The sequence below is a fragment of the Paenibacillus thailandensis genome (assembly GCF_042685365.1).
In the GTDB taxonomy this organism is placed as follows: domain Bacteria; phylum Bacillota; class Bacilli; order Paenibacillales; family Paenibacillaceae; genus Paenibacillus_AP; species Paenibacillus_AP thailandensis.
This window is the reverse complement of sequence record NZ_JBHUMY010000001.1, coordinates 723196-739014: the sequence shown is the minus strand read 5'-3', so window position 1 is coordinate 739014 and position 15819 is coordinate 723196. Positions and strand designations below refer to the sequence as shown.

Here is a 15819-nt window from a genome sequence, read left to right as displayed (position 1 = left end):
CGGCGGGCGCGGACAAGCTGGCCGCCGGCGGCAGCGAGCTGCAGCAGGGCCAGGCCGCGCTGCAGCAAGGGGCGGAGCAGCTTGCGGCGAAGCTGTCCGATGCGGCCGCAAGCGGCAAGCAGCTGGCCGCCGGAGCGGAGGAGCTCGCGGCCGGGGCGGCCGAGCTTAACGCGGGCGCATCCCGGGCCAAGCAAGGCGCGGCGACGATCGCCGCGGGCTCGGAGCAGCTGGAGAGCGGCTCGTCCGAGCTGGCCGACGGCACCGGCAGGCTTGCCGACGGATCCGCCGAGCTGTCCGGCAAGCTGGGCGACGCGGCGAAGGAATCCGGCGAAACGAGCGGCAGCGATTCGCTGTATGATATGTTCGCGAAGCCGGTCGACGTGACGGAGCGGGATTTGGCTGGCGTGCCGAACTACGGTACCGGTTTTGCCCCATATTTCTTGTCGCTTGGCCTCTTCGTCGGAGCGCTGCTGTCGACGGTCGTGCTGCCGCTTCGGTCGCAAACCGTTCCGCCGCGTTCCGGCTGGAGCCGCTATGTCGGCAAGACCGGCATGGTGACGGTCGTGGCGGTGCTTCAGGCGCTTATCGCCGACGCCATTCTGTTGTACGGAATCGGCCTCGAGGCGAAGGATACCGGCCTGTTCGTCGCGATGAGCTTGGCCGCAAGCTTCAGCTTCATGATGATCATCCAGCTTCTGGTCACGACGATGGACAATCCGGGCCGGTTCATCGGTATTATCGTCCTTATTTTGCAGCTGACGGGAAGCGCGGGCACGTATCCGAAGGAGCTTATTCCGGATTGGCTGCAGAAGGTGGGGGACTGGCTGCCGATGACTTACACGATCGCCGGCTTCCGCGACATCATTTCGGGCGGCGACCTGTCTCATGCCCGCAGGCAAATCGTCGTTACGCTGCTGTTCGCTTTGCCGTTTATGGCGCTCATGCTGCTTTACTTTTTGCAGGAGCAGCGCAAGGGCCGCGCGAGCGGGAACGGGTCCGGCGGCGATGCGCCGGCGGTTCGTCCCGCTGAAGCCTAATTCATATATGGGATAAACCGTCCGAAGCCGGGGGTGTCGAACTTCAATACGGAAGTTTGCATAACCCGCTTCGGACGTTTTTTATTGGGCCGGGCCGACCCTGCTTACGAGACAAACTTTTGGGCCAAAGCTTCCTTTTGAATCGCTCTCCTGGAGTCGGATCGACGGTTCCAAATATTGGAATACTGCCGCTCGTTATATCCTCCGCATAGCCGCAAGATGCGGACCGTTCCGCGTCCAACGGCTTGAAACGGACGCCCGCAATTGAATCGCCGCCTCGCGGCAAGGCGGACGGAAGCGTTTACGTACGAGTTCGCATGCGACAAACCCGTATATTTTTTGCTTCTATAAATAAAATTGTTCGTGAATGCAGATGCAGCGTCGAGCGTTTCGGCGATCGCGAAAAAAGTCGGAATGTTCCTGATTTTTCTATACAATATCTCCAAATCCTTTGGTATAGTAGTTATACAAAAGAACCGGAAGCGAGTCGAAAACGGGGAAGGGGTACGTTGCAGCAGGCTTGCTTTATTGCGTTAACGAGACGCAACCCAAATGTGAAAAAGAATTTCCTTTCACCTTCATAAAAATATTAAATTGCGTCCGTTTTCGCCTTTTGTTAAAATAATATAATAACTACTTTTCAGACTTACGAATAGGTTCATGTTCAATGTTCGGAAACAGTCGTGTTTCGCCGTGTCTGAACGAAATTGCGTTTAGCCTGTTGCGGCGTGAACAACGGTTCGCGCCAATTCGGGTTTATGATACAACAAGCGTAAAGCCCGCAGTTCCGCTGCCATGAATTTTATTCGACAACGGCAAATGCGCTTATCCTGGAGCGCTTTGTCTTCCCTCGCGGAGGCTGCCGCGGGCCGCTTGTGCCAAGCATCATCAAGCAGGTTTGCCTAAAAATCTTTTGAGAGAAAGGTTGCACGCAATGAACGAGAACATTATGGGGTTGCCGCCAAAGCAGGGCCTTTATGATCCGCAATACGAAAAAGACGCTTGCGGCATGGGGTTCGTGGCTAACATCAAGGGGAAAAAATCGCACAATATCATTCGCCAGGCGCTTACGCTTCTTGAAAACATGGAGCATCGCGGCGGCCAAGGCAGCGAACCGAACACCGGGGACGGCGCAGGTATCCTGCTGCAAATTCCTCATGCCTTTTTCGCTCGGGAGCTGAAGAAGGAAGGCATCTCGCTTCCGGAAGAAGGCGCGTACGCGGTCGGCATGCTGTTCTTGCCTTTGGAAGAAGAGCTGCGCGCTCCGATGGAGCGGGAGCTTGAGAAGATCGTCGCGGAAGAAGGGCAGACGGTTATCGGCTGGCGCACGGTTCCGACGAACGACGAGAAGCTGGGCGAATCGGCGCTTGCCGTCAAGCCTTATGTCCGTCAAGTATTCATCGGCAGAAACGCCGCTCTTGCGGATTATCTCGCTTTTGAACGGAAGCTGTACGTCATTCGCAAGCGCGCCGAGCTGGCGATCCGCTATTCCGGACGTCCGGGCGGGGACAAGTTCTATTTCTCCAGCCTGTCGAGCCGCAAAATCGTATATAAAGGCATGCTTACGACCGAGCAGGTCCGCTCGTTTTATACGGAGCTGAACGACGAGTCGGTAGTGACGGCGATGGCGCTTGTCCACTCCCGTTTCAGCACCAATACGTTCCCGAGCTGGGAACGCGCACATCCTTTCCATTATTTGATTCATAACGGCGAAATCAATACGCTCCGCGGCAACATTAACTGGATGCACGCGCGCCAGACGCTGTTCGCGACGGAGCTGTTCGGCGACGACCTGGAGAAGATCAAGCCGATTATCAATCCGGACGGCTCGGATACGGCGATGGCCGACAACGTGCTTGAGTTTCTGCATCTGTCGGGACGCTCGCTCCCTCATGTCGCGATGATGATGGTTCCGGAGCCTTGGAACAACGACGACCGCATGAGCGAGGAGCGCAAAGCGTTCTACGAATACCACAGCACTTTGATGGAGCCGTGGGACGGTCCGGCGGCGATGGGCTTTACGGACGGCGTGCAGATCGGCGCGATTCTCGACCGCAACGGCTTGCGTCCGGCCCGTTACTACGTGACGAAGGACGATCATATCATCCTCGGCTCGGAAGCGGGAACGGTAGACATTCCGCCTGAGGACATTCTGTACAAGGACCGTCTCCGTCCGGGACGTATGCTTCTTGTCGACACGGCTCTCGGCCGCATCATTTCCGACGAGGAAGTGAAGGCGCAGATCGCCGCCGAGCATCCTTACCGCGAATGGCTCGACGAGCATCTGGTCGATCTTGACGATCTGCCGGAAGCAAACGAGCTGCCGGAGCCGGATCACGATTCCGTGCAGACGCGCCAGCAGGCGTTCGGCTATACGTTCGAAGACTTGCGCAAGGTGCTGGAGCCGATGGCTTTAACCGGCCAGGAGCCTGTCGGATCGATGGGCTACGACGCTCCGCTTGCCGTGTTGTCCGACCGTCCGCAGCGGCTGTACAACTACTTTAAACAGCAGTTCGCGCAGGTCACGAACCCGCCGATCGACGCGATCCGCGAAGAGATCATTACGTCGACTTATACGACGGTCGGTCCGGAGCGCAACCTGCTGAATCCGGAACCGGAAAGCTGCCGGCATGTGCGCCTCGAAACGCCGATTTTGTCCAACGAGCAGTTTGCGAAGCTGCGCCATATTCATCGTCCGGGCTTCAAGTCGATTACGCTGCCGATCTTCTTTAACGCATCGGAAGGCGAAGCGGGCCTTAAAGCCGCGCTGGAGCAAATGTTCGAAGCGGCCGACCGCGTTATCGCCAAGGGGCATAATATTCTGATCTTGTCCGATCGCGGCATCGACAAGGAGAACGCGGCGATTCCGGCGCTGCTTGCGGTATCTTCGCTGCATCACCATCTGATTCGCCAGGGGACGCGCACGAAGGTCAGCCTTCTGCTCGAATCCGGCGAGCCGCGCGAAGTGCATCACTACGCGCTGCTGCTTGGCTACGGCGTGAGCGCGGTGAATCCGTACCTGGCGTTCGAGACGCTGGACGACATGATCAAGCAAGGCTTGCTTCGCGGGGTTACCCACGAGAAAGCCGTCAAAAACTATATCAAAGCCGCTACCAAAGGCGTCGTCAAAATTTTGTCCAAAATGGGCATCTCGACGATCCAATCGTACCGCGGCGCGCAAATATTCGAAGCGGTCGGCTTGAACAGCGAGCTGGTCGACAAATACTTTACGTGGACGCCAACGCGCATCGGCGGCATCGGCCTCGAGGCGATCGCGGAAGAGACGCTCCGCCATCATAACCGCGCTTTCGCCGAGCAGGAAGGCAAGGTGAAGGAGCTCGATTCCGGCGGCGATTACCAATGGCGCAAGGAAGGCGAAGACCACCTGTTCAGCCCGCAGACGATCCATACGCTGCAAATGGCGTCGCGCAAAAACGACTACGGGCTGTACAAGAAGTTCTCGTCGCTTGTGCAAGGCGAAGACAAAAAATATTTGACGCTTCGTTCGCTGCTTCAATTCAAGACGGACCGCCAGCCTGTTCCGATCGAAGAGGTGGAATCGGTCGAAGAGATCGTGAAGCGGTTCAAGACGGGCGCCATGTCGTTCGGCTCGATCAGCAAGGAAGCGCATGAAAGCCTTGCGATCGCGATGAACCGCCTCGGCGGCAAATCGAACACCGGCGAAGGCGGCGAGGATCCTGCCCGCTTCATCCCGGACGCAAACGGCGATTCCCGCCGCAGCGCGATCAAGCAGGTCGCATCCGGACGGTTCGGCGTCACGAGCAACTATCTCGTTAACGCCGACGAAATTCAGATCAAGCTGGCGCAAGGCGCCAAGCCGGGCGAAGGCGGACAGCTGCCGGGCCGCAAGGTGTATCCTTGGGTCGCCGAGGTTCGCGGCTCCACGCCTGGCGTAGGCCTTATCTCGCCGCCGCCGCACCACGATATTTATTCGATCGAGGATCTGGCGGAGCTTATCCATGATCTGAAGAACGCCAACCCGCGCGCCCGCATCAACGTGAAGCTTGTTGCCGGCGTCGGCGTCGGCACGATTGCGGCGGGCGTGGCGAAAGCGCGCGCGGACGTCATTATGATCAGCGGCTACGACGGCGGCACGGGCGCGTCCCCGATGGGATCGATCCGCCACGCCGGCCTGCCATGGGAGCTTGGTCTTGCCGAGACGCATCAGACCTTGATGCTGAACAACTTGCGCGACCGCGTCATGATCGAAACGGACGGCAAAATGATGACCGGACGGGACGTCGCGATTGCCGCGCTGCTCGGAGCCGAAGAATACGGCTTCTCTACGGCGCCGCTTATCGTGCTCGGCTGCGTTATGATGCGCGTCTGCCAGCTGGACACTTGTCCGGTCGGCGTCGCGACGCAAAATCCGGAGCTTCGCAAGAAGTTTATGGGCGATCCGTCTCACGTGGTCAACTACTTGAAGTTTATCGCGGAAGAGCTTCGCGAAATTATGGCTGAGCTTGGCTTCCGCACGATCAACGAGATGGTCGGCCGCGTGGATATTTTGGAAACGAAGCATCTGATCAGCCACTACAAGGCGAAAGGCCTTGATTTGACAGGTCTGCTCTACGAGCCGGAAATGAACCGCAACAAAGCGCGCTACAAAGTCCAGGAGCAAAACCACGGACTGGAAGAGTCGCTTGACGTTCAAGAGCTCGTTCCGGCGGCGAAACCTGCGCTCGAGAGCGGCGAGAAGGTTCGCGGCACATGGCCGATCCGCAACACGAACCGCGTCGTCGGTACGGTGCTCGGCAGCGAAGTAACGCGCCGCTACGGGGCGCAAGGGCTGCCGGAGGATACGATTTCGTTCCACTTTGTCGGCACGGCCGGTCAAAGCTTCGGAGCCTTCGTTCCGAAAGGCATTACGCTTTCGCTTGAAGGCGACTCGAACGACTATGTCGGCAAAGGGTTGTCCGGCGGCAAGCTGATCATTGCTCCATCGCCGAAAGCGACCTTTGCGGCCGAAGAGAATGTCATTATCGGCAACACGGCGTTCTACGGCGCGACGAGCGGCGAAGCTTATATCCGCGGCATCGCCGGCGAACGGTTTGCGGTGCGGAACAGCGGCGCCAACGTCGTTGTGGAAGGCGTAGGCGACCATGGCTGCGAATATATGACCGGCGGACGCGTCGTCATCCTGGGCGGTACGGGACGCAACTTCGGCGCCGGCATGTCGGGCGGCATCGCCTATGTGCTCGATGAGGCGGGCGACTTCGTGAACCGCTGCAACCTGGAGATGGTGCTGCTTGAGCGCGTTACGGAGGAGAAAGATCTGGCCGAGCTGCGCAGCATGATCGAGCGTCACGCGCTTTACACCGAAAGCTCCGTTGCATCCCGCGTTCTGAACGAGTGGGAAGGAGTCGCCGGGAAGTTCGTCAAGGTTATTCCGAAAGACTACAAGAAAATGCTGGAGCATATCCACAAGGCCGAAGAAAAAGGCCTTCAAGGAGATGCGGCATTGCTTGAAGCCTTTGAATCCAGCATGAAGGAACTGGCTCGTACGGGTTCCTAATGCAAGGCATAGACAAGGAGCTGTTTTGCGGCAGAGCAATCTGCTGCGGAGCAGCTCCTTTTGTTATGCCTTAATTCCGAAGGGCGAAACGCCGGGAACCGAATGCGTTCCGCTCGCTAGAAAGGTTCATTTTGCGGCAAGGAGGGTGAACTTTTTCGTTTGTTCGACAACTTGCCTCGACATTTCTCCAGCCGGTGCGATGGCATTATTCGACAAAAAAAGAAATAAGCCGCTTACACGATTTGACAATCTCCAACCTTAGAATCAGGTATAATAACATTGTTGTTTATTGGGATGAGCTATTACATAGAGAAAGAAGGAGTAATCATAATGGGAGAGAACAGGTCGATTGGGGAGAACAAAACCGTAACGGGAGAGCAACAATCCTTGTTAAGGGAACGCATGGCCGCAATGGAAGAAATCGGAACGCCAATGAAAGAGAAAGACCGCCTTCCAGTCAAGACGGTCGAATTAAACGTAGAGGATATACTTACGCAAATCGGAATTCCCCGCACTAAATGGCCTGCCCGGTATTAAGCGGCAAGACGTTAGGCTGTCATTGCATCATTCTTTCCGCCCTGACGAAGGCGATAAAGCGCTTGGTTTCTTCAGCGGTCAGCTTTCGTCCATCTATACTAAGGCTGTATTTCTCCAATATTTCTTCATCAGACAACTCCAGATGATCCACAAAGCTTCGAACATCCTCGCTTAATGTGACATCAGGATTCAAGGTCCGGCCCACGAGATAGTCGATCGTTACTTGGTATAAATCAGCAAATTTGGCAAGCGTGTCTGTATCGGGTTCTCTGCGATTTTTTTCATAATGAGAAAGAGCTGCCCGGGAAATCCCCAACTTGCTGGCGGTCTGTTCCTGAGTCCAGCCCCGATCTTCTCTAAGCTTGGCAATTCGGCTTCCGATGTCCATTTTTCTCCTCCTATAAATTCCCGATATCGCTAACCTTATATTAACTCGGAAAGATACCTTTTGTATTGGGTTGCAACGAAACGTCGCAAAAATTATTGGAATACATCCTTTTTGCTTGACATGATACGTATTGTATCTTAAATTTAAGGGTGAGACTGATACAATTTGTAACTAACTATCCATTAGGGTTAACCGTTTGTCCTTTTCTCATACATATCTGCCAGCCACGAGGAATAGATTTTAACCAAACGCGGTTAAGCCGATCGGGAGTGAATGAAAAAAGTGGGAGAATATGCGCGTCACCGGGCTTACGCCCGGCTGAAGTTTAACAGCGGTTTAAAAGGCGAACTGCGGCTTATGAACCATGAGGGCGAGAGGTTGTCCGAAGCTTACGCCAACATCGTCGTGTTGAACATGAATCCGGATAGTCTGACGTTTATGAGCGGATTAAGGCTGCCGGTAAACCGGGAATACCTCGTCGATTTCAGATTTAACGTCGGAGGGGTTCTCCTTAATGTCCGCGGTCATGTCGCTTGGCGCAGCAAGATTGAAAACCATTATGAATACGGGGTCGATTTTTATCCTCCGCATAAGCTTCGCCCCTTGCTGGTTAGAATTTTAAATCAGGAGCTGCTTCGGCAAAATCCAAGAGATTATAAGCTTCATTGCCTGTACCGGAAACTAAGCGATAAAGCGTTTAAAGTTTAGTTCTATATCGATTCATTTAATAATGAATAGCCACTATTAACAGGCAGGTGAGGATTATGCCGCGACCGGCTCAGGAAAAAAAACTGATTGCCTATTATAATCCCGAATCTCCGATATCCGAAACCTATCGGACGCTGCGTACCAATATCCAATACTCGTCCGTGGACGAACCGATTCGGACGCTTATTGTCACCTCCGCGAATCCCGGTGACGGCAAAACGACGACTGCCGCCAACCTCGCTGTCACGTATGCGCAGGAGGGGAAACGGGTTCTTGTCGTGGACGCCGATCTTCGCAAGCCTGCTCTTCACCACTGGTTTAATGTCTCCAATCTGAGCGGTTTAACCTCCGTTCTTATGAACGAATCGCCATGGCAGAACGCCGTGAAGCCGACCGACGTCGAGGGATTATCCGTATTGGCGTCCGGACCGACGCCCCCCAACCCGACGGAAATGCTTAATTCCAACAAAATGAACCAGCTGATCGAGGAGTTCAAAGCTCAATACGACTTGGTCATATTCGACGGGCCTCCGGCTTTGCTTATGAGCGACAGCCTGATCATCGCGGCAAAATGCGATGGCGTTCTGATCGTGGTAAGCGGCGGCGTGACGAAACGCCAGCATGCCGAGAAGCTGTATGCAAGCCTGGAGCACGTCAATGCGAAAGTATTGGGTGTCGTTCTCAACAATAAGCAAAAACGCGAACGCAAAAAAGCGTATGCCGTTTATTACGGCAAATAGTTATTCGGACAAAGGGGATTGCCGCATTGAAAATCGTACTGCTAGCAGGGAGCTCCAATCAAAATCTATGGCCGCTTGCCAACCGGGGCCGCGCGGATCAATTCGTTCCGCTGCTCGAGCATCCGTCCGGCGGGCGTGAATCGTCGACGCAGCGGATATGGCGCCAGCTCGAACGTGCCGACTTGCAGGAGAATGCCTATATTGCCGCCGGAATCGGTCAGACCGAGCTCGTTCACAAGCAGCTTGGAACCGGCGCGCCTGTCATTAAAGAACCCGCAGAAAGAGGTACATATTCGGCGGCTCTGCTGTCGGCCGCTTATTTGCATTCGATAGTCGGCTTGTCGATGAACGAAGTTATCGTATTCATCCCTGCCAATATATATGTAGGACAATCTTTTTTCGATTGCGTCCGCAGTTTGCCGAAGCTGCTGAGAAGCAGCAGCTCCCAGCTGATTCTGATCGGGGTTAAAGCCGGCGAACAAGAGCGGCCGGGCTCCAAAGGCGTTATTATAACCGAGTCCGGCGGCGAGGAAGCGGATTTTTGTTCCAAAGTGATCGCCTATAACGGGAAGCCTCAGGACAAAGAAGCGATCCGGCTGCAACGCGCAGGAGCGCTTCTGCATAGCGGCGCGTTTGCTTTTCGGCTGGGATCTATGATCGACAAGCTGATGGAGGAAGGATTGCCGGTCCGATACGAGGAGCTGTTCAAGATCTATGCCCGTCTCGAGCCGAGAAGCTGCCGGGATTATATCGGAAGCGGCGCGGAAGCTTCGGTCATCGAGTATAGCGGAGAGTGGAAAGAGCTCGGCACATGGGAGGCCGTTGCCGAATATGTCCCGAACGGCCGGAACGGCAAGCTGATGGGGTGCGGCAAGCAAACGGTACTGCTGAACGAGCTTGACGTGCCGCTTTCCGTATGCGGCTTGTCCGATACGGTCGTGGCGGCAAGCCGGGAGGGCATATTGGTGGCCAATCTGGCATCGCTGGAGAGAAAGCGCCTTGCGGATTTGATTCCCGTGAAGGATACGACCGAAATGCCCATGTCGGAGGATAGGCGTTGGGGAAAGGCGGAAGTGCTGAGTCGGATCCATTATGGGGACGGCCATGAAGCGGCTGTCAAGCTGATGCGGATGCGGGCGGGCGAGCATTTGGACTACGAGCTTCATCTGAGAAGGGATGAGAAATGGACCATATTGAACGGCGAAGCGGAATTGATGCTGGACGAATGCTGCAGCCGCGTAAAGACGGGGGACACCGTCGACATTCCTGCTCGAGCGCGGCATAGCATGCGGGCGTTGACCGATCTGGAATGGGTCGAGCTGCAGCTTGGTCCCGGCATAAGCCAACCGGAAGATCAAATCGTCATTTCAACCGTCTGGGAAGAGATCCGATCTTGAGGAAAGAGGGAACGCAAGATGAGCATGCGGCTCAAATATGCGTTGGTAGGCTCTGCGGCAGGCTTGGCGCTGCTCGCTGCCGCAGCCGTTGTATACGGCTGGCACATCTATAGCTCGGTTCGGGATACCGCAGCGGAGGTGTACGAGCCGATCGCTCCCCGGGAATACGTCAGCCGGGACCCGGAAGTTTCGAACGGAGGCGGAGTCGAACCTGCCGCGATCGGCGGCAAGCACCCGTTTTCCGTTGTCGTCATGGGCGTGGACGAAAGGGAAGGCGACCGGGGGCGCTCCGACACGATCATCGTGCTTGCGGTCAATCCGGACAAAAACTCCATTCTTATGTTCAACATCCCGCGCGATACGCGGACGGAGATCGTCGGACACGGAACGACGGACAAAATCAACCATGCTTACGCCTTCGGCGGAGCGGAAATGTCGAAAAGCACGATCGAAACCTTTCTCGACTACCCGATCGACTATTATGTGACGATCAATATGGAAGGTTTTGCAAAGCTGATCGATTTGCTCGGCGGAGTCGAAGTGAACAACCCGTTTGCCTTCGACTACAGCGGAATAACGTTTAACGAAGGACCGCTGAAATTAAACGGCGAAGAAGCGCTGCTTTATTCCCGGATGCGGTATGAAGACCCCCGCGGCGATCTTGGGCGCAACGGCAGACAGCGGGACGTTCTCGTTCAAGTTATGAAGCGAACGCTGTCGTTTACGAGCATTCTTCAAGTGCAGAAGCTGCTGGATCAGCTGGGAAGCAGCGTAAGAACGAATATCACGTTCGACGAGATGAAGAGGTTTATGGCGGAATACCGCTCCGGGCTGAAGCGGATCGAGACGGTGGAAATCGGCGGCCGGGGACAGACGATCGGGGGAGTCTGGTACTACATCGTGCCCGACGAAGAGCGGAATCGAATTCACGATTTATTGAAGGAGCAGCTGCAGTAATCATCGTAAATAGCCGGATGAACAAAAAGGAGCATCGGTTATGGAGAGAGAAAGCGGCGGAAACAGGCAGCGGTTATAGTTTTGCGGCGAATCGGCTTGTGCTTCGGCTTTAGCTGCAACATGGCAGCCGTTTTATTTTACGTTTGGATGTAAGCGCTAACAATAAAATTTTGCGACGATAGACGACAAATAACGAGATTTATATTGACAGCATTCGATAATTGGCATAAAGTTTAGATACGAATCGTATCATAATAAAGCAAAGAAAGCTACATATAGTATAATAGGGCGGTGCCAATTCGAATGACGAACGAATTTTATTGTGTAGGCTGCGGCAAGATGGTCGGGATAAGCAAGGCGAGCATCGTTTTTAAAACGGGGTTTTTCCGCAATACATACAGCCTTGGCTGCTGTGAGGCATGCTCTAAAGGACATGATTCCGAAGCCGAAAGAAACGCCGGTTTGGAGGAGAAGGGCAAAGAATGCTTGGCGATGCCGGCCCCTTCCGCAGGGGACATGGCACGGGTTGATGTCGAACGGCATTTGTACGAGTGCGCGGTATAACCCGCATCGGATGCGGACCTCCGAACTGCGGCGTTTCCTTTATCTCCCTCATTCGTATATAATAGTTTAAGTTATGGCTAGGAGGGATTGGATGAACGAACCGATAGTTCGGATGATCAACGTAACGAAACGTATCGGCAAAAGAACGATTATTGATCGGTTGTCGCTCGATTTGCCCGAAGGGGAAGTGTTTGGCTTTCTTGGGCCCAACGGCGCCGGCAAGACGACGACCATTCGGATGATGGTAGGCCTAATGTCGCTGACATCCGGGGAAATCCGGATCGGCGGCTACAGCATATCGAAGCAATTCGAGAAGGCGATTCGGCAAGTTGGGGCGATCGTCGAGAATCCGGAGATGTACAAATATTTGACCGGATATCAGAATTTGATCCATTATGCGAGGATGGTTCCAGGCGTCAGCGACGAGAGGATCGACGAAGTCGTCGAGCTGGTCGGGCTCGAAGCGCGCATCCACGACAAGGTCAAAGGTTATTCGCTGGGCATGCGGCAGCGGCTTGGCGTCGCGCAGGCGCTGCTGCACCGGCCGAAGCTGCTTATTTTGGACGAGCCTACGAACGGGCTTGATCCCGCGGGTATTCGGGAGCTTCGCGACTACTTGCGCCGTTTGGCCAAGGAGGAAGGGATCGCCGTCTTCGTGTCCAGCCATTTGCTGGCGGAGATGGAGCTGATGTGCGACAAAGTCGCGATCATCCAGAACGGCAAGCTGATCGACATCCGCGATTTGAAGAACGGCGGCAAGGAAAGCGGCGCGGGAACGGTCCGTCTGGAGGTAGACAAGCCGGAGGAAGCCTTGAACGTGCTTTCGGCCGCCGGCATCCAGGCCGTTCTGCTGGAAGGCGACATCGCCGTGGAAACGGACCGGGAAGGGGCGGCGGATATTAACGCAAAGCTTGTAGGAGCCGGAATCCGCGTATACGGCATTCGGATGCAAAGCAAGTCGCTGGAAGATCAATTCCTTGAAGTGACGGGAGGCGAGCGCATTGTTTAACTTCTTTGAACTCGTCATGAATGAGAATATGAAAATTTACCGCAGGCCAAGGGCTTGGATTATGGCAGGCATACTTGTGCTGCTTGAGGCTTGCATCTCGCTGGTGGCGTACAGCGTTACGAACGATCCACCGACGATGTGGTATATGTTCGGACTGGAGACGCAGCTGCTGTTCATGCTCGTTACGATATTCGCCGTTATTATATCGGCCGGCAGCGTGGCGGACGAATTTGCGACCGGCACCATCAAGCTGCTTCTCATTCGGCCGTGGAGCCGTTCGAAAATTTTGCTGTCCAAATATATCGCCAATTTGATGTTCGGCATTTTGCTGACCGTCATTTTGTTCGTTTTTGCGCTTCTTATCAATATGCTGCTTTTCGGCTACGGCAACGAGACGGCGAACGAAGCTTTCGGCGTTCCGTACAGCGGCTCGGCGCTGTCTTATCAGCTGCAGTATTATGGACTCAACATCATAACGTTAATCGTTACGCTAACGATGGCGTTTATGATCTCGACCATCTTCCGCAGCAGCGCCCTTGCGATCGGGATCTCGATTTTTCTGATCGTGGTCGTCAACAGCTTTACGCCGCTGCTTGCGATGATGGATAAGAAGTGGGTCGATTACGTGCTGTTCATCCATCTGGATTTGACGCAGTATTTGAACGGAAATCCGCTTCGGGAAGGAATGGGCTACGGCTTCTCGCTGCTTGTGCTGGCGGTTTATTATGCCATCTTCATCGCCTTGACATGGTATATTTTCAATAAGCGGGACGTGGCGGCTTAAGCGTAAGCGGCCGGGCCGTAGAGCAACCCCGGCAACGAGGCGGCACCCCATAAAGGAAACAGGCGCGGAAAGAGATTTTCCGCGCCTTGCTGTTTGGGTTGAGCCTTTGAAACGATTGTCGATCGTTATCCGCGACCGCCTGCAAGCATTGTAAACCGCGTGGGGCTCGCCTTTCGCTCAGTCGGTTTGAGGGGAGTTTGCACCCCTCCCGTCTGTTGTGTGCGCAGCCCCGCTGGCGGGCATGAATGCTTTGCTCCATCCGCGGACTTGGTGCGCTTTTGCCGGACAGCCGGTCGGGGTTCCCTTCCCGGTCAACCGGCTTGACGCGCCTTCTCGCGCGCTTGATCTTTGGCGGCTTGCGCAGCTTGAGCCGCCTGGGCGGCTTGGGCAGCTTGGGCTGCCTGAACCGCATCTTTGATGGTCGGTGCGGGAGCCGCAGGAGGCTCCGTTTCGGACAAAGGCCGCATGCGCGTCTCGTGACGATGTTCCATGCGGCAATTGCCGTTAAGTATGCCTCCGTCCTGGAGGATGAACGAGCTGGTCGCCACATCGCCGTGCAATTGGCCGCCCGCCGTAATGGTGAGGCGCTCTTTAGCCGTCACGTCGCCGTAGACTTTGCCGGCAATAACAACGTCCTTGGCGTTAATATTCGAGCGTACGATACCGGATTCTCCGATAATGACGCTGCCCGTGCATTCTATGTCTCCCCGGTATTCGCCTTCCACGCGCAAGTTGGTTCCGCATACCATTTTTCCCTCGGCTTGCGTCCCGTGGCCGATTAACGTATCCGTGCCTGCGAGACGCTTCGATGATTTGAGCATCCGGCGCATTCCTCCTTCGGATTGTCAGCTTGACGGACTGTTCAGGTAGGGAAGCGGATTGACGGCTTCGCCGTTCTCCATAATTTGAAAATGAAGATGCGTACCCGTGCTTCTGCCGCTGGAACCCATCAGGCCGATTTTTTCGCCGCGGACGACGGCATCGCCTTCTTTCGCCTCGATTTTCAGCAAATGCATATAGATACTTTTCAGACCGCCGCCATGATCGACGGTAATATAGTTGCCTTCCGAACCGCCGCTGCCGGTCTCGACCACAATGCCGTCAGCCGCGCTGAACACGGGATCGCCCGACTTTCCGGCGATGTCGATACCCGCATGGAATTTCACGGTGCCGTTAAACGGATCTTCGCGATAGCCGAAGCTGGACGTGAGCCGCCGCGAGCGTGTGGGCCATTCGGACGGATAAGCGTCGACTGCGGCTCGCACAAGAATGGCCCGCTGCAGCGTTTCCTCCATCGACCGCTTCATGCCTTCGGCAATTGCGCCCACCGACTCCAAGTCGGCCTCGGTCTCGGTGGGACTAGTTGCAACAGACTCCATTTCGCTTATAGAGGAAGAGCCTGCGTAAGCGGAAGCGTAAGGTTCGGTTATGGAGCGGGCCGAGTGCGGAGAACCGCCGTTAGCCGCAACGTCCTCCCCTGTCCCGCTGGAAAGATTGACGCGATCCCCGTATTTATCGATAAACTGCTCGAGCTTGTTCTCCAGCCCCTGCAGCTCTTCGACCTTCTCCTTCACTTCCTCGGCTTCAGCCGACATGCCGGCCAATTGCCGCTGCAAGGCGGCGATCCTTTGGTCCTTGACGGCGACCGTTTCCGCAAGCTGATCGGATTGTTTGGCGATCACGTCCTTCAGCTCCCGGGCTTGGTAAGCCGCCTTGATTTGCAGTCCCGCAAGACAGCCCGTAACCGCGAGAACAGCCGCAGCGGGGGCGGCCACGACGGATTTTTTCGAAACACGGAATTGCTTGACGGATTGATCGGCGCCTCTAATGACAACAAACGACCATTTCATGCTCCGCGCCCGTTTCAAAGCATCTCTCCTTCCGGCCGGGGGAGATTTAGAACGTTCTAATGCTATTTATTCCGGCACGCTATAAAACATGCCACTTAAAACGCGGACAAACAGGAGGATTGGGCAGTCTTATTCGATGAGAAAAGCGGGGAACAAGCCTCTCCGCTATTAAAAAACGAGTCGAATGGTTGTCCATGTTTCGCCATCGCTCATCGCCATTCGCAGCTTGGAACGACTAGCCGCCCTCGACCGTAACTTGGCGCCAGTCATCGCCGTTCATCACGCTTGACTGCAAAATGCAACTTCTCAAGT

At 55.3% G+C, this 15819-nt stretch carries 12 protein-coding genes; 9 read left to right on the top strand and 3 right to left on the bottom strand.

All coding sequences use genetic code 11. The annotated features are described in order from the left end of the window. Together ACFSW5_RS03380 and gltB are read left to right on the top strand one after the other, a co-directional pair. A partial coding sequence (locus tag ACFSW5_RS03380; RefSeq protein ID WP_379269775.1) for a YhgE/Pip family protein occupies window positions 1–1037 on the top strand: 1037 nt, incomplete at its 5' end. Between the two features lie 934 nt (window positions 1038–1971). Continuing rightward, window positions 1972–6573: a glutamate synthase large subunit gene (gene gltB, locus ACFSW5_RS03375; RefSeq protein ID WP_379269773.1), complete on the top strand. Its 4602-nt coding sequence runs from the start codon at window positions 1972–1974 to the stop codon at window positions 6571–6573. Window positions 6574–7129: 556 nt separating this feature from the next. On the opposite strand, the gene ACFSW5_RS03370 is transcribed toward gltB, so the two are convergent. Continuing rightward, window positions 7130–7498: a helix-turn-helix domain-containing protein gene (locus ACFSW5_RS03370; protein ID WP_379269771.1), complete on the bottom strand. Its 369-nt coding sequence runs from the start codon at window positions 7496–7498 to the stop codon at window positions 7130–7132. 273 nt (window positions 7499–7771) lie between these two features. On the opposite strand from ACFSW5_RS03370, the gene ACFSW5_RS03365 reads away from it, so the two are divergent. From ACFSW5_RS03365 to ACFSW5_RS03335, 7 genes are all read left to right on the top strand, one after another. Further along, entirely contained in the window at window positions 7772–8206 is a 435-nt protein-coding gene (locus ACFSW5_RS03365; protein WP_379269769.1) for a hypothetical protein, read from the top strand. A gap of 56 nt (window positions 8207–8262) precedes the next feature. Continuing rightward, window positions 8263–8946, top strand: a complete 684-nt coding sequence (locus tag ACFSW5_RS03360) for a CpsD/CapB family tyrosine-protein kinase (protein WP_379269767.1) — start codon at window positions 8263–8265, stop codon at window positions 8944–8946. Window positions 8947–8972: 26 nt separating this feature from the next. After that, window positions 8973–10343: a mannose-1-phosphate guanylyltransferase gene (locus tag ACFSW5_RS03355; protein ID WP_379269764.1), complete on the top strand. Its 1371-nt coding sequence runs from the start codon at window positions 8973–8975 to the stop codon at window positions 10341–10343. An 18-nt stretch (window positions 10344–10361) separates the two neighbouring features. Further along, entirely contained in the window at window positions 10362–11300 is a 939-nt protein-coding gene (locus tag ACFSW5_RS03350; RefSeq protein ID WP_379269762.1) for an LCP family glycopolymer transferase, read from the top strand. A 303-nt stretch (window positions 11301–11603) separates the two neighbouring features. Beyond that, window positions 11604–11864, top strand: a complete 261-nt coding sequence (locus tag ACFSW5_RS03345) for a hypothetical protein (RefSeq protein ID WP_379269759.1) — start codon at window positions 11604–11606, stop codon at window positions 11862–11864. A 91-nt stretch (window positions 11865–11955) separates the two neighbouring features. Further along, on the top strand, window positions 11956–12873 hold the full coding sequence (locus ACFSW5_RS03340) for an ATP-binding cassette domain-containing protein (protein ID WP_379269757.1): 918 nt from the start codon (window positions 11956–11958) through the stop codon (window positions 12871–12873). Then, window positions 12866–13657 carry an ABC transporter permease gene (locus tag ACFSW5_RS03335; RefSeq protein ID WP_379269755.1) on the top strand — a complete coding sequence of 264 codons (792 nt, stop codon included), beginning with the start codon at window positions 12866–12868 and terminating at the stop codon, window positions 13655–13657. Before ACFSW5_RS03340 ends, ACFSW5_RS03335 begins: the two co-directional genes overlap by 8 nt. Window positions 13658–13968: 311 nt before the next feature. Here ACFSW5_RS03335 and ACFSW5_RS03330 read toward each other — a convergent pair whose 3' ends face one another. Both ACFSW5_RS03330 and ACFSW5_RS03325 read right to left on the bottom strand, forming a co-directional pair. Then, window positions 13969–14478: a bactofilin family protein gene (locus tag ACFSW5_RS03330; protein WP_379269753.1), complete on the bottom strand. Its 510-nt coding sequence runs from the start codon at window positions 14476–14478 to the stop codon at window positions 13969–13971. 24 nt (window positions 14479–14502) lie between these two features. After that, a complete protein-coding gene (locus ACFSW5_RS03325; RefSeq protein ID WP_379269751.1) occupies window positions 14503–15525 on the bottom strand; it encodes a peptidoglycan DD-metalloendopeptidase family protein in 1023 nt (340 codons plus the stop codon). Between the last annotated feature and the right edge of the window lie 294 nt (window positions 15526–15819).